Here is a 17970-nt window from a genome sequence, read left to right on the forward strand (position 1 = left end):
AGGGCGGAAGAGATCGGGTGGATCAGGGTGTCGATGGACGGGGGGCCCGGGTACGTCGGTCCGGCGGACGCACCGGACCGGTACGAACTGGTGCAACGGCACGCGGCGGGTGGCGAGGGCGAGGTGTGGCTGGCCCGGGAGCGCCACGGCGCCGACTCGTTCTCGTACGCCGTGAAGCTGATCCGGCTCGACGACGACTCGGCTGCCGACCGGCAGTTGGAGGAGTTGCGGCTCCAGGCAGCCCTGCTGACCCACCTGGAGCATCCGGCGCTGGTGAAGGTGAAGGAGGTCTTCGTCGGCGCGCCGCCGCATCCGGCCGGGCACCAGCCGGATGCGGCGGGCCGGCGGCTCTACTTCGTGATGAAGTGGATCGAGGGTCCCAGCCTCCAGACGGCGCTGGAACGCGGTGACGTGCGCGGGCTCGACGTGCTGGCCCCGCTACAGCAGGTCGCCGAGGCGATCGACTACCTGCACAGCGGTCGGGACACCAGCGCTGCCCCGGTACTGCACCGCGACATCAAGCCGGCGAACATCCTGCTCGCCCCCGACGGCCGGGTCTACCTGGTGGACTTCGGGCTGGTGCGCCTGCGCAGCACCGATCGCACGTCGCGGATCTTCGGCACCGCTCCGTTCATGGCACCGGAGTCGCTGGCCCGAGGCGAGTACACCCCCGCGACCGACCGGTTCACCCTCGGCGCCACCGTCTACTACGCGATCACCGGAAACCCACCGCTGCCCGGTGACCCGGCGGGAATGGTGCAGCGGCTGACCGCGGCGCTCGGACCGGGCCAGGATCGGCAGGTGCGGGGCATCGTCGCAATGCTCGCGGTGCAGCCGGAGGCCCGGCCGGCGAGTGCGGCGGCCTGGGTCCGGGCGCTGCGTACCGCACCGCCGGAGACGTCGGTCGGCTCCGGGGTTCCGGGGGGCGGCGCCGTCGGACCGGGATCATCGGCCGGTTCCGTGCTGCCCGAGACGTCGTTCGGGCCCGCGCCGCCGGTCTCGCCGGCCGCCGCCCCGGCGTCACCCGGCTATCCGATGCCGCCGGGCTCGACGGGTGGCGTCCGGCCGACGTCGCCACCACCGCCGTCGGGCTATCCGATGCCGTCCGGTCCGAGCGGTGGCACCGGGCCGGTGTCGTCACCACCTCCGTCGGGCTATCCGATGCCGCCGAGCAGCCCGGGGGGTCCACGGCTCTCCCCTGCCGCCGGTGGTTTCCTCAGCACCCCGCCGCCGAGGAAGAAGCGCAGCAAGGCACCGCTGATCGTCGTCGGCGTGCTGCTCTTCTCCCTCGTCGCCTGCTGCGTCGGGATATACCAGGCCTCGCCGGACGGGGACCTGTTCGGGGCGGGGCCCGGCGCCACCCCCACCCGGTCGTACGACAGGAGCAAGCCGCCGCCACCGATCACCGCGCTACAGCCGGCGCTGGTCACAGCCGCCGACATCACGGCCGTGCTGAAGGCCCGTCGCGAGGTCATCCGTCCCCGGGACGCGGACGACTCCCTGCAGGGCGGGCTCGCCGCGTTGAACCTGTGCAGCGGCGGGAGGGTCACCACGAACGCGATCGGCGCCAGCGAGACCAACGGCTTCGACGTCAACACCGGAAGCTACCCGAACGTGGACTCGGCGGTCGCGGGCTTCTACGCCGACGAGGCGGACGCCTTCTTCGACGCGGTCCGGACGAAGGCCGCGGGATGCGAGAGGTGGTCCGAGATGCAGGTCCCGAAGCTCGGTGACGAGGCCCTCGGCATCTTCACCGACACCGGGCAGTACTACGACATCGCCATCGTCTTCGTCCGACGCGGGCAGGTGGTCATCGAGGTAGCGGTGAAGGGCAGGGGTAGATACCAGTCCGACGCGATCCAGCTCGCCACCGCGATGGCCAAGCGACTGCCCAAGGGTGGGGCATGACCGACGCGGTCCTGCTGATCGGCGCCCCGGACGGGGAACGGCGGGTCACCCCGGAGGACGGGGCGCTCCGGGTCGGCCGGGACCCGCTGTGCCGGATCGTCGTCGACGACCCGCGCGTGTCCCGGGAGCACCTGGAGCTGCGGTACCAGGCCGGACGCTGGCGGATGCGCGACCTGGGCGGTCGGAACGGCACCTACACGCCGGCCGGTCGGGTCTCCGAACTGGACCTGACCGGGCCGGTGGAGGTCCGGCTCGGCGGGTTCGACGGTCCCCGGCTCACCCTGCGACCGGCGTCGGCACCGACATCGCCGCAGGTCACCCCGCCACCACTCGCGCCGCCACCGCCGACCACGGCCGCCGTGGGCACGCTGCCGGGCCCGCGCGGCACGGGCACGCCGCCGGGTACGCCGAGCACACCGGCCGGCATGCCCGGCACACCGTCGGGCATGCCGGCCGGAGGTACGTCCGGCGTGGGCACGCCACGGTTCGAGGCTGGGCGGGTACCGTCCGCGACGTACCAGGCGGCTCGGCGGACCCGGATCGGCCGCGCCCCGGACAACGACATCGTCCTGGACGACCTGCTGGTGTCGCGGTACCACGCGGAGCTGCTCCGCACCCCCGCCGGCCTGAACCTGGTCGACCTCGGCACCCGCAACGGCACCTTCGTCAACGGCCGCCGGGTCAGCACCGCCGAGCTGCGCCCGGGTGACCTGCTGTCGTTCGGCCGGCACCAACTCGTCGTCGACGCCGCCGAGCTGCGCGAGTACGTCGACGCCGGGCGCGTCTCGCTGCACGCCGACGGACTGGGCGTCACCGTGGCAGGCGGCAAGCGGCTGCTCGACAAGGTCAGCTTCGCGTTGGACGAGTGCAGCCTGCTCGCCGTGATGGGTCCGAGCGGGGCGGGCAAGTCGACCCTGCTCGCCGCGTTGACCGGCTACCGTCCGGCCAACGAGGGCACGGTCAGCTACCAGGGCCGCGACCTGTACGCCGAGTACGACGAACTGCGGCACCGGATCGGACTGGTGCCGCAGGACGACATCCTGCACTCGGCGCTGACCGTGCGCCGGGCCCTGCGGTATGCCGCCGCGCTGCGGTTCGGGCCCGACGTGACGGGCGCGGAGCGGGAGCGGCGGGTCGGCGAGGTGATCGACCAGCTCGGTCTGACCGGTCAGGCGGACCAGCGGATCGACACTCTCTCCGGCGGTCAGCGCAAGCGCACCTCGGTCGCGCTGGAGCTGCTCACCGAGCCGTCGCTGCTCTTCCTCGACGAACCCACCTCCGGGCTCGACCCGGCGCTGGACCGGGACGTGATGACCAGTCTGCGGGACCTGGCCGACCGGGGCCGCACCGTCGTGGTGATCACCCACAGCCCGCTGCACCTCAACGTCTGCGACCGGGTGCTGGTGCTCGGGCGGGGTGGCAAGGTCGCCTACGTCGGACCGCCCGACGGGCTGCTGCGGTTCTTCGGCGCCCGGGAGTACGCCGACGTGTTCAAGCAGGTGGCCGACGACCCGGACGGCTGGGCCGCGCGCTATGCGGCCACGCTGCCGCCCCGGCCCGCCGCCGTCGGACCGGACGGGCCCGGCAACCGTTCGGGACAGGCCCGACCGGCACAGGCCCAACCGGCGCACGACCAACCGGCACAGGCCCAACCGGCGCACGACCAACCGGGACAGGCCCGACCGGCACAGGCCCCCCAACCGGCGCACGACCAACCGGCGCAGGCCCGACCGGCCGACGCCCAGCCGGCCCCGGCGCAGCCTGCGCGGCAGAGCTGGCGGCGGCAGTTGACGATCCTCACCCGGCGGATGGCGGCCGTCACCCTGGCGGACCGGACGTACGCGGCCCTGCTGCTCGGCCTGCCACTCGGGCTCGCCGCGCTGCTGCACGTGATCCCCGGTGGCGCCGGCTTCACCCGGTCGGCCTCCGGGCCGAGCCTCGAACCGGCACAGCTGCTCGTCGTGCTGATCATCGGTGGGATCTTCGTCGGGCTCGCCGGCGGCATCCGGGAACTGGTCCGCGAACGTGCCATCTACCGGCGGGAACGTGCGGTGGGGCTGGCGCCGAGCGCGTACCTGGGGTCGAAGCTGCTGGTGTTCGCGCTGGTGACCGCGGTCCAGGCGGCGCTGTTCGTGGTGGTCGGCCTCGCCGGCCGGCCCGGGGCACCGCGGGCACTGGCACTGCCGTGGCCACTGCTGGAGCTGATCGTGGTGGTCTGGCTGACCGCCCTGACGGCGGCCGTGCTGGGACTGCTGGTCAGCGCGTACGTCTCCACCGGGGAGCAGACCATGCCGATCCTGGTGGGGCTGGTGATGGCACAGCTCGTGCTCTGCGGCGGACTGTTCGAGGTGGTCGACCGCACCGGGGTGGAGCAACTGTCGTGGTTCGCACCCGCCCGGTGGGGGTACGCCGCCGCGGCGGCCACGGTCGACCTCCGTTCGCTGACGGTCAATCCGTCCGCGGACGCGCTGTGGCGGCACACGACCGGTGCGTGGTGGTGGGCGATGGGTGTCCTGGCGCTACAGGGCGGCGTGCTGACCGTCGCCACCCGGTGGGCGCTGCGGCGCCACGAACCGGGGCGCTGACCACGGGGCAGCGGAGTTCGGAACTGAGGAACGGGGGAATCGGTGGGCCGCCGCAAGGACAACTCGATCGACGTCGCTCAGCGCGAGGGGTGGGCCAACGCCTGCCAGTTGTACGAACACCTGCACGCCGGTGGCGCCCTCGCCGCGCTCCCTCCGGGGCCGGTGCGACTGAACCGGGACGAGGTGGCGCACGCCGAAGCCGTGCTGGGCTACGCCCGCTTCTACGGCACGTCGGTGTCGTACCGCAGCAGCAGCACGCTGCTGCTCGGGTCCGCGACGTTCGTGGCGGCCGGGTTGGCGGCGAACGCGATGGCCAACTCCTCGGCGCGGCGGCGCGCCGAGGCATCGGCGGCGGCCCAGTGGCGGGACCACGCGCACGTCCGGACCATACTCACCAATCAGCGTCTGCTCTGCGACTACCGGGGCCAGTGGCTGAGCTTCTGGCATCAGGGCGTGGTGGAGTTCCAGGGCGACATGGGGCAGTGGTTGTTCGTGCTGCGCTACGAGGTCGGTGACCCGATCATGCTGCACGGTCCGGCGGCGCCGTGGTTCGCGGTGAGCGCCGCGCACCTGGTGTACGGCCAGCAGGGCCTGCGACTGCCGGCCCTGGCCGCGATCGCCTGGTCGGTGTCGGAGGCGGCGGCGCACCGGCGGCGGGCGATCAGCGGTGAGATCGCCCCCGACAGCGGTCCCGACGGGCCTCGGGCACTGCCGGCGCCCTGAGCGGGGCGACTGGTGTCCTGGACAGGCTGAGAGATCAACGCCGCGTATCGGCGACAGCCGGGTCTTGTCCAAGAGGGTATGTCGGGTGAGTCGCGTTCAACTGACAACCGTCGACGGAAACCCGTTTCCCGGCCAGCCTTGACAGTACGTGGCAACGCCACCGTGGATCGGCCGTTGACAAACCGACGGTGGCACGTCGATGTCCGAGGACCACGACACATGGCCGAACGGAACGAGGTTGAGCACAATGCGTCGCCCAGGGCGGAAACCACTGAGATCCGCTACACTTCGCTCGCCCGTCCGTCGGGAGCAGGCGCTGTGCACCGAGTGATCGGGCGACCACAGTGGACGGGCGTTTGAGCCCTCCGCTCTCCAACGCCTTAACGCCTTCGCAAAGGAAGCCGAATGGCCGCGATATCAGCCGAGTCGGAGTTGTTGATGCTGCTCAGCAGACAGCAGATAACAGACCCGCAGATAGCCCGTGTGCGCGAAATCCTCGGTCAGGACGAGCCGGGTCTGGACTGGGGACGGATCGCCGGTCAGGCGGCTCAACACCGCGTCGCCGCCCTCGTGGGATGGCATGGATGGCGCCTATTGACCAGTGCGGCGGTGGCTGGCTTGGACGCCGCCGTCGTGTCGCTTCTCTACTCCGCTTACCGGGACACCCGGCGGAGCAACGAACTCATGCTGGACGAGATCCAGGCGATCAGCGAGGCCGCTGCGGCACGGGGCATCACCGTGCTCATGCGCAAGGGCGGCCATCTGGCCTTCGCGGTCTACCAGGAGCCGGGCCTGCGGCCCATGGGCGACCTGGATGTCCTCGTCACCAGAGCGCAGGCGCCCGCCCTGGTGGAAGTGCTTGAGCGATTGGGCTATGTGGAGGGAAACCCAACAGAGACCGACATCGTCCCGCTGAGCAAGCGGGACCGGGCGTTCTGGCGCCTGTACGGCAGCGACCTACCCAAGTTGAACAAGCTGACCGGGCAGTTCGACCGCCCGATCATCAGCGTGGACGTCAACGTGTCGCTGGCGCTGCCCGGTAAGGGGTACGACGTTCCGGTCAGTGCCGTCCTGGCGCACGCTCATCGGCACCGGTACGGTGACGTCTCGTTCCTCGTGCCATCCCCCGAGGACGCGGTCATCGACCTGGCCGCCCATATCTACAAGACCTCGACGACACTCCGGTTCATGAACCGCGGCAGCAAGCACCGGCGTCTGATCAAGTACGTGGACATCGCCGAACTCGTGCGCTCGGCCGGACAGGACTTCCCATGGGACCTGTTCCTCAAGCGCGTCGACGAATACGCGGTCGCCGGACCCGTGTTCTACGGGCTCGCCCACCTGCAGATGCTCTTTCCGGACGTCATCCCCCCGGACGTCCTCGCCGCACTCCGGCAACAGTGCCCGGAGCCGGAGCGCCTGCTTACCGAGTACGGCCAGTGGGACCTGCCACAGCCGCGTGTGTGGCAGCAAGACTTTCTCACCCGGTTCTTCGACCCGGCCACCGATCGCGACCTGCCTGCCTCGAAGTCACTCGTATGACGACAGGAGGCGCCTGAGCGACTCCGCCCAGGCGCCTCCTGCTGGCTACCGGCTATTGGCAGGCCTTCGGACCGCCGACGATGTCGTCCAGTTCCTCGTCAGCCATCTCGCGGATGTCGACGCCGTCGAACTCTACCTCGGTCATGTGGGTTCACCCCCTTCCGGCATCATCGCGTGGCTTGGGTTCGTCTCCACCGCGGCGGCGTTCGAACCCGCAGTCGAGTCGACGCGTTCGACCTGCCGACTCCACTATGGATCCGGAATACCGAAATGGAGGGTGGATGCCACAGGATACCTCCGATATGCCCACGAAGAATGCCGCGTCGGCCGCGTTCAACCGACGACCGCCAGCGGTCATCCGCCCGACTCCAGGTCAGCCTTGACCGCATGCAGGAACGCCACCGCCGACCGGCCGTTGACGAACCGATGGTCGTACGCCAGACCGAGATGGAAATACTCACTGCTCGTGACCGAACCGTCATCATGAAGTATCAACTCACGCTGCATCGAGGCGAGAGACAACGCACACATGTGTTCCGGAAAGATGACCGGCTGTGCGTACACGATATCGGCGTCCGTGTGTATCGCGAACGCGATGTTCGACCCGGTCAGATCTGCCTCGGTGAAATCGCCACGCATCGCGGCAAGCCGGAACCGTAACAGATCGGCCGAGATGTCCCGCAGCGACCGGGTGTCGGCGTCGGCGACGACCGGCAGGTAGAGACCCTTTCCCACGTCGATCGTGACCCCGACGTGCGCCCCCGGCCGCACGGTCACCGTCTGATCGTCCGCCGCGTGCGCGAAGAACAGCCGGAACTGCTTCCGTCGCGCCGCGATCGCCTTGACGACCAGTTCCGGGACGCCGAGGAAGCCGACGGTCGCCGCCTCGTCACGCAGGCGCTGTTTCAGCCGGTCGGCGACCACCTTCACGACCGAGTAGGCGGCGGGGATCTCGCGATGCGAGGCGGACACCGTACGGGCGACCCGTCGCTGGGCAGCCGAGACGGGCACCCGCTCAACTGCGGCCGGCCCCGCCTGCCCGGCGACGAGTTGCTCGATGTCCGACCGCGAGATGACCACCTTGCCGATCGACCGTACCGTCTCCTCCGCGACACCGTATTCGACCATGAGCTGCCGGGCCGGCCGGGTGATGGTGATCGGATCCGGGTCGGCGTTCCGCTGCGCCTGCACTGGACGGTCGTCCCTGGCGACGGTTGCCACCACCTCCCCGGGGCGGCAGGTTGCGGGCGCGTGGATCCGTTGCCACAGGGTGCCGGCCTCCTCCGCGACGAGTTCGTGTGCCGCCTTCGAGGTCTCCACCAGAGCCACCGCGGCGCCCGCACCGACCGACGCCCCATCATCGACCAGCCACTCGAGAAGCGTGTACTCCTCGTCGGTCGCGTTGAGCCGGGGAAGGCGAATGTCACCCACCGGCGACCGCCGTCACCATGGCGCGGATGTCGTCTTCCTGGACCAGCACCGCACGCTCGAGATGGGGGGCGGCCGGGATGGCGCGGGATGGCGCGTGGAGCAGTTGGACGGGCTGGGACAGCAGCTCCCACATATTCTGGTGGATGGTGTGGGCGACCTCGGCCCCCCACACCCCGCCGGCCGTCGCGTCCTCGACGACCACCACCCGCCGGGCCTGGGCGACGAGTGGGGCCAGTGGCGTGGGGTCGAACGGGTAGAGCCGGGACGGCACCACGGCCCGCACCGCGATCTCGGCGCTGAGGTAGGCACCGCGCATCGCGCCGAGGACCCTGCCGGTGAGGCCACCCGGTGCGATGACGACGACGTCCACCGCGTCCACCCCGTGGATGCCCAGCACGGCGAAGTCGCAGTCGCCGCCGATCCGTGCACAGTGGAACAACTCGTCTCCGGTGGCCGCACCGAACCGCCGCCGGCCGTAGAGCACCTTGTCCTCGAAGTACATCGCCGGGGCCGCGGAGTCGAGGATCCGGGCCAGCGTGGCGTGCCCGTCGTGCACCGGGCTCATCTCGTAAACGGCGAGGTTGGGGATCCCCACGAAATGCTTCTGGAGGCTCTGGCTGTGGGTGGGGCCGTATCCACGGCGGCCTCCCGTCGGGCACCGGATCACCACCGGCATCCGCACCGACTGGCCGTACATGCTGACCACCTTGCTGGCGAGGTTGACGATCTGGTCGAAGCACAAGGTGGCGAAGTCGGAGAACATGATCTCGACCACCGCCTCCCGGCCGCGCAGGGCCAGGCCGACCGCGAAGCCCAGGATCGCCTGCTCGCTGATCGGCGTGCTGAGTACCCGTCCGGGATGGGCGGTGGAGAGCCGGCGGGTAACGCCGAAGGCGCCGCCGTACGGGTCGAGGATGTCCTCACCTATCAGGAAGAGATCCGGTCTCTCGGCGAGCAGGGTGGCCAGGCCGCGGTTGAGGTTCTCCCCGACCCGCTCCACTGCCCGGTCATCCACGGCCGGCACCGATCAGCGGCCTGGCGAGTACGTCCTCGACCACAGCCCGGATTCCCGCGGTCGCCGCGGCATCGAGCCGGTCAACCTGCTCGGGAAACGCCGCGCGGTAGTGCGGGTACCAGTCACGCCCGGCGATGGCGTCGAGTTCCGCCGAGGTGCGGGTGTCGTCCCCCTTGCTGTGCGGCCCGAGCCGTACCGTCTCGAACTCGACCACCAGCGGCGAACCGTCCTGGCGTACCTCGGCGACGAGCGGCGCGAGAGTGGTCCGGATGCCACCGACGTCGATACCGGTCACCTTGGCGTGCCGGATGCCGAAGGCGGCACACCGGTCGGCGATGGTACCGGCCATCTGTGCCGGCGTCGGGGTGGACTGGGCGATCCCGTTGTGCTCGACGACGACGACCATCGGTACCCGCCAGAGGGCGGCGAGGTTGAGCGCCTCGTACACCACTCCCTCGCCCCAGCTACCGTCGCCGGCGTAGACCACCGAGAGCGACGCCGTGCCGGTGCGCCGCATGTCGAAGGCGGCACCCACCGCGACCGGTACCAGTTGCCCTTGGATTCCGGTGGACATGAACCCGGCGCGGCGGATGTGCTGTGAACCGCCCGCGCCGGCACACACCGCACCTTCACGGCCCGCGAGCTCGGCGAGCAGGCCGGCCGGATCGTCGTACCTCGCCAGATAATGCCCGTGTCCCCGGTGGTTGCTGAACACCTCGTCGTCGCGACAGAGCAGGGACTCGACCGCGACCGGGATGTACTCCTGGCCCAGGCACGTGTGTGTGGTGCCCCTGATCAGTCCCCGGCCGAACAGGTCGAGTACGGCGCGCTCGAAGCGGCGGATGGACAGCATCGCCCCGAGCTCGGAGTCGGCCAGCGGGCACAGCGGCAGGCTCTCAGGCACGGGCGACCTGCTCGCCGACCAGGAGGTCCCGGGCACGCGCGGCGAGCGCCGCACGGTCTATCTTGCCGTTCGCGGTGTGCGGCAGCGCGTCGACGTCGTGACACAGCCGCGGCACCATGTATCCCGGCAGGATAGCGGCGATCGGTCGACGGATGTCGAGGCCCGGAGTACCGACATAGAACACCGCCAGTTCGGTCCGCCCGGCTGCCTCGAACGCCACCGCGACGGCACGTTCCACCCCTGGCAGCCGCCCGACGTGCCACTCGACCTCATCCAGCTCGACCCGGTAGCCGCGGACCTTCACCTGCCGGTCCATCCGGCCGAGATAGCCGAGTTCGGCGCTGGCGAGCTGTCGGACGCGGTCGCCGGTGCGGTACCACCGCACGCCGTCACCGTCGTAGAAGCGCCCCTGGTCGTCGGCGGGGTCCAGGTATCCGGGGAACGTCTGCGGCCCGGTGACGCACAGCTCGCCTTCGGTACCATCGGCGCCGTCCCCAATGATCCGGTACCGGAGATGCGGGTACGGCGTCCCGATGGGAACGACACCGTGCACGGCGAGTTCGGCGGACTGGTCGGAGAGCCGATGCGCGGAACAGGCGATCGTCAGCTCGGTCGGGCCGTACAGGTTTTCCACTATGGATCCCGGTGCGGCCCGCTGCCAGTCCTGGGCGTCTGTCAACCGCAGCGCCTCACCGCAGAACAGGCTCCACCGCAGCGTCGGCATCGCGCCGGGAGTCAGCCCGCCCCGGCGCCGTACCACCTCGATGGCGCTGGGCACGGAGAACCAGAAGGTCACCCGCTCGGAGGCCAGGAATTCCGGCAGCGCGGTGAACACCTGCGGCGGCGTGGACACCACGGCGGCACCCGCGCCCCAGGCCACGAACAGGTCGAACATCGCCAGGTCGAAGGTCTGGTCGAAGGTCTGTGAGCAGACGTCGTCCGGGCCGATGTCGTATCGGTCCAGGTTGTACCGCAGGAAGCTGTCCATGTTGGCGTGCGTGACCGGTGCACCCTTGGGTCGGCCGGTGGAGCCCGAGGTGAACAGCACGTAGGCCGCCTCGTCGTACCCGGCCCGCGGCAGGGTGCCCAGAGGCGTCGCGGCCGGTGCCGCCACCCGAAGGCCGGGCAGGGCCGCCGCAAGGTGCGGCAGCGTCGCCGCCGCCGACCGGTCGGCGATCAGTGTGTCGACCCCGGCCATCGCCGCCATCCGGCAGGTGCGCGCGGCGGGGAAGCCCGGACTGAGCGGCACCGCCGTCGCGCCGGCGTAGAGCGTGGCGAGGAGCCCCGCGTACGACTCGATGCTGCGCATCGCGAGGATGCCGACGGTCCGCGCCCCGCACGCGGTCAGTCCGCCGGCCCAGCGCCGAGCCACGTCGTCCAGCTCGGCGTAGGTCCATTCCTGGCGGCCGATCCGCAGTGCGACGCGGTCCGGCGCGGTCGCCAGGCCGACGGTGAACCACTCGTGCAGCATCCGTCGCGGTGGCTGACCGGTCACCAGGCGACCATGCTCTCGGTGAAGAGTCCCATCCGGCTGAAAAACCGGGTGGTCTTGCGCATCACGGTCCGGTGGAACTCCTGACGGTACGGGTCATTGACCACTTCGGAGCGGATCTGCCTGGCCCCGGTGAGCGCCGCGTCCGCGTACACCGCAGGGTTGTAGAACGCCCGCAGGCACGAGCTGACATATCGCGACAGATACGCCGCGGCGCCCGCGACCTCCTCGGGTGTCGCGCGGTGCGTGGCTTCCTCGTACAGCGCCCGCATCATCTGCCGGCCGAACGCGATGTGCCTCGACTCGTCCTGGTGATGGACGGCGTTGATCCGCTGCGCGATCGCCGGCAGTCGGTCGTCGGTCGCCATTTTCGCGTTGTAGTAGTCGCACAGCTCCTCCGCGATGAGGATGCGACCGAAGATCATGACATCGCGTACCGCGTCGTTGCCCTCGGCGGCGTGCCCGATGACACGTTTGGTGCGGTAGACCTTCCCCCCGTACCGGTTGCAGAACTGGGCGAAAAACCACATGTGTTCGTTCTCTTCGTGAATGAAGTCGTGGAAGAACTCCGAGAGGCCCGGGTACCGCGTGTCGTAGATCCGCCCGGCTACCTCGCCGATCAGGTCGCGGATGAGATGGACATTGAGGCTGAAGAAGTTCACTGCCTCGGCCTGGGTCAGGCGCAGCCGGTCGGCCTCCGACAGGCGGTCCCAGACCGGGGTCCCGTAGCACGTGGTCAGCTCCGGACTCATCCAGAACTGGTCAGCCGGCAGCTCGTCCGGCCAGTCGAAGATGTCGAAGACGTGGTATCGCTGGTCCCGCGACTGGCTGCTCAGCTTGGCGGCGACCGTGGTGAGCCGTGCCCATGTCTGCCGCACCGCTGCCTGCCCCTCCTCGACAGTGCCGGTCACAGCAGGCCCCTGACCGCGTGCCAGATGGTGCCCGGAGTCGCGAACACCTCCGGCTGCAACAGCTCGGGCGGAAGCTCGATGTCGAACTCGGTCTCTAGATTGACGATCAGCTCGACCACTTCCAGCGAGTCGACCCCCAGCTCGGCCAGGCCGTGGTCGGGGTCCAGGGGCGCGGCGGCGCCGAGCAGCCGGCTGCGCTGCCGGATAAGCGATTCAAAGGCTGGTGGCCAGTCCACCATGTCATTCTCCTGTGTCGCGGTAGGTAGGAAATCTCGCGGGGACCGGCTGACCGGCGTGGGCCACAAGGTCACGTCGCTGGGCTCCGATGCGGCCGAGAACGCCGCCGAGCGAGCGGGTCCGATGCCACCGCGGCCCGGCGATACCCCACTGCCGCAGGGCATCCACCAGCACCGGGTCGACGGGAACCCAGACCCCGTCGACGTGGAACTCCGCCCACGAGTGCGACGCGGAAATCGGCGGGGTCAGCGACCTGCCGTGGGAGAACCGGGCGACCAGTCCCCGGTTTCCGGCCTCCTCGACCAGCATGCGGGCCACGCCGACGCAGTCCGCAATGCCGGCGGTACGAACGAAGCCGGTGTCGGCGCGCAACGTCTCCGGGAGCCAGAGGAACCGGATGTGCCGGGTCTCCTCCAGCAGGTCGAGCAGCGCGGCCGGCAGGTCGGGCCAGCTGCGCGGCCGGTCGAACGTCACCGAGTGCAGGACACCGCCACGGGCCGGCGCAGAGGCCGTCTCATGCCAGCCGTCCTCCGGCACCGCCAGGCGGTACCGGCACGGCCCGTCATGCCCGGGATCGGGACACCGCGCCAGGTAGTCCATCCGGTAGCGGGTGTGGGCGGTAGGGCGCTCCAGCTCGCGGATCCACCAGGACAGCACCTTTCGCTCGCGGGACCGCGCATCCAGGTGTACCGCGACGTTGCGCAGGTCGGTGGCGTCGAACCGGGCGCCATCCGCGCCGGACGCCGAGGGCAGGCCGGCGGCGACGAGGGCGGCGACCGCCGGCCCGTCGATCTGGTACTCGGCGGCGGCAGCGGCGGCGTCGACCTCGAACCGCCGATGGGCGTCCGGCACCCGCAGGATCAGCGCTACGACGGCGTCGAGCTCCCGGCGCTCAAGGCTCAGCGACGACGTCACGGCGCGAGCCCCGCGAGCCGCCGGTACGGACCGTCCTGTGTGACCAGTTCCTCGTGCCGTCCGCGCTGGACAAGCCGGCCGTTGCTCATCACCAGGATCTGATCGGCGTCCTCGGGGTGGGAGAGCCGGTGCGCGACTACCACCAGGGCTTGACCCGTGCCGCGCAGGTTGGTCACGATCCGGTCCTCGGTGCGCCGATCGAGGGCGCTGGTCGCCTCGTCGAGGATCAGCAGCTCGCAGTCGCGAATCAGGGCCCTGGCCAGCGAGACGCGTTGGATCTGTCCACCCGACAGACCCGCCCCGGCGGAGCCGAGCAGCGTCTCGTACCGCATCGGCATGGCGTCGATGTCGTCGTGGATCTCGGCCAGCCGCGCCGCTGCGATGACGTCGTCGAGGGAGCACTCCGGCCGGCCCAACGCGATGTTCTCCCGGATGGTTCCGGCGGACAGCCGGGCGTCCTGGCGCACGAACGCCATCGACCGCCGCACCGCCGGCCGGTCGAGCCGATCGGTGGGCACACCGTCGATGAACACCGTGCCGGCGGTGGGCAGGTAGAGCCCGGCCAGCAGCATGGCCAGCGTCGACTTGCCGGAGCCGGACTCGCCGACGATGAGGGTGAACTGTCCAGGCGCCATCTCGAAGTCGATGTCGGCCACTGCCGGTGACGCGGCGCCGGGATAGGCGAACCGCACGGCGTCGAGCCGGACCGCGCCGGTGACGCGGAACGGTGCCACCGCATCCGGCCCGGCCTCGGGCTGCGCGTCAAGGATGTCGGCGAGCCGGGTCAAGGTCGGTCCCAGACCGGCGATCTGCAGCCCGGTCTGGGTAAGGCTCGCCAGCGGTACGAACATGCCCATGGCCAGGGCGGAGAAACCGACCACGCGGGACAGTGAGATCTCGCCGCGACCGAGCAGGACCAGGCCAGCTCCGAGCACGGTGAGGGGGGCCAGAAACTGAATCGCGGTACTGGCGGCCTCGCACACGGCGAGGAACCGCCGGCTGCGGGTCCTGGCGTTCACCTCGTCGGCGAAGGTGTGGCTCCAGTTCTCCGCCGCGACGCCCTCGAGCCCGGACGCCTTCAACGTCGGCACTCCGTCCAGCAACTGGAACAGCTCGGTGTGTGCCCTCGCCTGCGCCTCCAGCAGAGCGGCGGTGAGGTACTCCTGTTTTCGCCAGCTAGCGGCGAGCAGGCCGACCTGGGCGACGGCGAGGGCAAGCACCAGCGCGCCGAGGCGCAGATCGGCGATGACGACGAGCCAGCCGTACACCAGTACCAGAACCCCGTCGAGCACGGCCGACAACGCGGATCCCGTCAGGACCTGCCGTACCGCGTTGCTGGTCCGGACCCGAATGGCGAGGTCCCCGGTGTGACGCCGGGCAAAGTAGTCGAACGGCAGGGAGACAAGGTGGTGAACCGTCCCCAGGGTCACCGACTTGTCGGCGAGGGTCTGGATGGACAGCATTGCCATCCTGCGGGCGGTCTGCATCCAGAAGTACATCGCGAACAGCACGATCGGCGCCGCGACGAACAGCCACGTGCTGACCGGCTCGCCGGGCTGGTTCGCCCGGTCCACGACGTAGGAGGAGGCGATCGGCACGACCAGGCTACACAGGGTCAGCGCGACCGAGGTCACCGCGAGTGGTACCCACGCGCTGGTGCGAGGAAAGAACTTGCCCACATAGGGCATGCGGCTCGCACCGAGGCGCTGGCGGCCGGACCTTCGCCGCGGCGTCACGGCGCCGACCGGCGGGTGGAACTCCAGCGCCACCCCGGTGAACGCCTTGCCCGCCTCGACCAGGCTGACCTTGCGGCGCCCGAAGGCCGGATCGACGATGTACAGGTGGTTGCCGGTCACCCGTTCCAACACGACGAAGTGGACGAAGTTCCAGAACAGGATGGTGGCCGGAGCGAGGTGACGCAGCCCGTCGATGGAGACCCGGACACCGCGGGCGGCCAGACCCCGACGCCGGGCCGCGGCCAGCATCGACCGGGCCGCAACTCCGTCCCGGCCCGTGTTGGTCTCGATTCGCAGCGCGTCGAGCGGCTCCGGCCGACCGAAGTAGGCGAGGACCATCGCCAGGGCGGCAGCTCCGCAGTCGCTCATCTGCGCCTGGAGCACGAGTGGAACCCGGTTGCGCCGGACCGTCAGCGCGACCCACATGTCGCGCCACCGCAGGTCGCGCCACCGCAGGTCGCGCAGCGGGCCCAGGCTCGGTAGCGCCCGCCAGCCGACGTCCACCGCTTCCCCGGCCTCCCGGGTGAGACCGTAGTTGCGCACCGCCTCGCGCCGGAAGCGCTGGCGTCGGTCCGTGAACTCCGTCGGTGGACTGGTTGCCGCCGGTGGCGGGGTGGGCTGTTCCGCGTGTCCACGCTCGTCCAGCGTGCTCATCCGCCGCTGCCCGAGTCGACCCGGATCACCTGCGCGGTGATGGCCTCCGCGGCAGGCGAGAGCAGGAACTCCACCGACCGCGCCACATCGTCCGGTGTGGCACCCCGATCCAGCATGTTGCGCCGGTTGATCGCGGCGCGGAGGTCGTCATCGATCGCCGCGGTCATGGCGGTGTCGATGAAGCCCGGTGCGACACAGTTCACCGTGATACCCCGGCCGCCGACCTCGGCGGCGAGCACCCTGGAGAACCCTTCGAGAGCGCACTTCGTGGCGGTGTAGGCGCCGAGTCCGCGAAAGGTCCGGTGGGCCGCGATCGACGAGATGTTGACGATGCGTCCACCGCCGCGATACATCGCCTTGACCGCCGCCTGGCACAGCGACATCGGGGCCTCGACATTGAGCTGCCACATCCGGCTCACGTCCGACCAGGCGGTGGCTACGTGCAGAGCCCCACTCGCGACCCCGGCGTTGTTGACCAGGCCGTAGAGGTCGGCGCACTTCCGGAGCCGGTCGGCCACCGCGATCCGGTCATCGCCGGAGGTGAGGTCGGCGGCAAGGAATGTCAACGGGTCGCCGACTGCCTCCCGCAGCGCCGCGAGCTCGCTGGAGGCGGTCCGCGACACGGCGACCACCCGATACCCGGCGGTGAGCAGCCGACGGGTGACAGCCAGCCCGATGCCCCGCGAACCGCCGGTGACGAACACCGTCCCGAGCGCCTCACCCACCACGGACCGCCTTTCCGGACAAGGTCATCGGGAACTGGTCGACCACGGTGACCCGGCGCGGCTGTTCCGCCGGGGCCAGTACGCGGCGGGCATGGGCCTTGACCCGCTGGACGACCGCGTCGTGGTCGCATTCCGGCAGTGTGACGATGTCGGCGCCGACAACGGCACCGAGCACGCTGCTCCGGACCGGATAGACCCGGGCCGCGACGACCTCGGGGTGCTCCTGCAACAGCCGAGCCACATGGCCGGGTACGACCTTCGTACCACCCACGTTGATGACCTCGCCGCGCCGCCCGAGAACGTGCACCCGTCCACCGTGGATGGTGGCGGCGTCGCCCGTCGGCAGGTACGGTGCGCCCGGACCAGGCGACACCATGAGTTCGCCGTCGCGTATCGCCAGTGCCTTCCCGGCCGGCCCGTACCCGTCGAGGACGGAGAGAGGCAGGCCCGGAAGTCCGTCGGTGACGGTGGCGATCCGGCCGAGTTCGGTGCTGGCGTAGATCTGCAGGACGCGCCGCGGCGCGAACGCCGCCCCAACCAGCCGAAGCAGGCTCGCGTCCACCGGCTCGCCGCCCATCGAGACGGTGTCTACCCGCGGCCGGGCGGCGTCGGTCCCGCGGTGCAGCGCCGCCATCCGCCAGAACGACGGTGTGCCGGCGACGACCTCGTAGCGCGCACCTGTCCCGGCGGCGAGGTCGGTGGGCCCGAGGAAGTCGATGCGGGCGGCCCGTCCGAGCGCCTGACTCACGGCTTCCACGCCGGCGTAGGTGAAGGGGGCGTACCCGACTCCCCACCGTTCGTCGCCGTCCACGGTGTCCCAGTCGACGCCGCGGGCCAGGTCATGCCACCTCCAGTGGGTCGGCGTGGGGGTACCGGTGGTCCCGGACGAAAAGATCCACAGCCCTCCGGGCCGTTCGCCGGGGCCAGGGTCGGCCGCACCGGTGCGCCGGATCCCGCCGCCCGCGACGTCCAGTACGGCCTGCGGCCGCAGGACCGCCAGCGCCGACGCGGCGATGGTCGGGCCCACCACTACGACGGACGCGTCGAGCGGACGGAGCCCGCACAGCGCGACGACAAGGTCCGTTCCGGCGGTCACCTCGACCGCGAGGTGGCGCAGGCCGGTCGCCGCGACGGCGGCTCGCAGTCGGGCGACCCGCCGCCGCAGCAGATCTTCACGTGTGACCACGGACAC

The 17970-nt window shown here is 70.6% G+C and carries 14 protein-coding genes; 4 read left to right on the forward strand and 10 right to left on the reverse strand.

Translation table 11 applies throughout. The features are described from left to right. The first annotated feature begins 33 nt into the window (after positions 1-33). The 4 genes from ACQEVC_RS35845 to ACQEVC_RS35860 all read left to right on the forward strand — a co-directional run bounded on the left by ACQEVC_RS35845 (position 34) and on the right by ACQEVC_RS35860 (position 6758). On the forward strand, positions 34-1908 hold the full coding sequence (locus ACQEVC_RS35845) for a serine/threonine-protein kinase (RefSeq protein ID WP_432886947.1): 1875 nt from the start codon (positions 34-36) through the stop codon (positions 1906-1908). Continuing rightward, complete coding sequence (locus tag ACQEVC_RS35850) at positions 1905-4493, forward strand: FHA domain-containing protein (RefSeq protein WP_432886950.1); 2589 nt, start codon at positions 1905-1907, stop codon at positions 4491-4493. Before ACQEVC_RS35845 ends, ACQEVC_RS35850 begins: the two co-directional genes overlap by 4 nt. 42 nt (positions 4494-4535) lie before the next feature. Beyond that, complete coding sequence (locus ACQEVC_RS35855; protein ID WP_432886953.1) at positions 4536-5216, forward strand: hypothetical protein; 681 nt, start codon at positions 4536-4538, stop codon at positions 5214-5216. Positions 5217-5621: 405 nt separating this feature from the next. Next, positions 5622-6758, forward strand: a complete 1137-nt coding sequence (locus tag ACQEVC_RS35860) for a nucleotidyltransferase domain-containing protein (protein ID WP_432886956.1) — start codon at positions 5622-5624, stop codon at positions 6756-6758. A 354-nt stretch (positions 6759-7112) separates the two neighbouring features. Here the strand turns inward: ACQEVC_RS35860 and ACQEVC_RS35865 are convergent, their stop codons facing one another. From ACQEVC_RS35865 to ACQEVC_RS35910, 10 genes are read right to left on the reverse strand one after another with little or no spacing between them, the layout of a single operon-like run. Further along, positions 7113-8189 carry a 2-oxo acid dehydrogenase subunit E2 gene (locus ACQEVC_RS35865; protein WP_432886959.1) on the reverse strand — a complete coding sequence of 359 codons (1077 nt, stop codon included), beginning with the start codon at positions 8187-8189 and terminating at the stop codon, positions 7113-7115. Then, complete coding sequence (locus ACQEVC_RS35870; RefSeq protein WP_432886962.1) at positions 8182-9204, reverse strand: transketolase C-terminal domain-containing protein; 1023 nt, start codon at positions 9202-9204, stop codon at positions 8182-8184. The genes ACQEVC_RS35865 and ACQEVC_RS35870 overlap by 8 nt, the downstream gene beginning before the upstream one ends. Continuing rightward, a complete protein-coding gene (locus ACQEVC_RS35875; RefSeq protein ID WP_432886965.1) occupies positions 9197-10108 on the reverse strand; it encodes a thiamine pyrophosphate-dependent dehydrogenase E1 component subunit alpha in 912 nt (303 codons plus the stop codon). Before ACQEVC_RS35875 ends, ACQEVC_RS35870 begins: the two co-directional genes overlap by 8 nt. Next, a complete protein-coding gene (locus tag ACQEVC_RS35880) occupies positions 10101-11603 on the reverse strand; it encodes an AMP-binding protein (protein ID WP_432886968.1) in 1503 nt (500 codons plus the stop codon). Before ACQEVC_RS35880 ends, ACQEVC_RS35875 begins: the two co-directional genes overlap by 8 nt. Continuing rightward, positions 11600-12511, reverse strand: a complete 912-nt coding sequence (locus tag ACQEVC_RS35885) for a diiron oxygenase (protein ID WP_432886971.1) — start codon at positions 12509-12511, stop codon at positions 11600-11602. Before ACQEVC_RS35885 ends, ACQEVC_RS35880 begins: the two co-directional genes overlap by 4 nt. Next, the gene (locus ACQEVC_RS35890) at positions 12508-12750 is read right to left on the reverse strand and encodes an acyl carrier protein (protein ID WP_432886974.1); all 243 of its coding nucleotides are present in this window, start codon (positions 12748-12750) and stop codon (positions 12508-12510) included. The genes ACQEVC_RS35885 and ACQEVC_RS35890 overlap by 4 nt, the downstream gene beginning before the upstream one ends. 1 nt (position 12751) lies before the next feature. After that, positions 12752-13663 carry a transglutaminase domain-containing protein gene (locus tag ACQEVC_RS35895; RefSeq protein ID WP_432886977.1) on the reverse strand — a complete coding sequence of 304 codons (912 nt, stop codon included), beginning with the start codon at positions 13661-13663 and terminating at the stop codon, positions 12752-12754. Continuing rightward, positions 13660-16053, reverse strand: a complete 2394-nt coding sequence (locus ACQEVC_RS35900) for a peptidase domain-containing ABC transporter (RefSeq protein ID WP_432886980.1) — start codon at positions 16051-16053, stop codon at positions 13660-13662. Before ACQEVC_RS35900 ends, ACQEVC_RS35895 begins: the two co-directional genes overlap by 4 nt. Further along, a complete protein-coding gene (locus ACQEVC_RS35905; protein WP_432886983.1) occupies positions 16050-16778 on the reverse strand; it encodes an SDR family NAD(P)-dependent oxidoreductase in 729 nt (242 codons plus the stop codon). The genes ACQEVC_RS35900 and ACQEVC_RS35905 overlap by 4 nt, the downstream gene beginning before the upstream one ends. Further along, positions 16771-17964, reverse strand: a complete 1194-nt coding sequence (locus ACQEVC_RS35910; RefSeq protein WP_432886986.1) for an AMP-binding enzyme — start codon at positions 17962-17964, stop codon at positions 16771-16773. Before ACQEVC_RS35910 ends, ACQEVC_RS35905 begins: the two co-directional genes overlap by 8 nt. Positions 17965-17970 lie beyond the last annotated feature (6 nt).

Source organism: Plantactinospora sp. CA-294935 (assembly GCF_050936445.1).
Classification (GTDB): Bacteria; Actinomycetota; Actinomycetes; order Mycobacteriales; family Micromonosporaceae; genus Plantactinospora.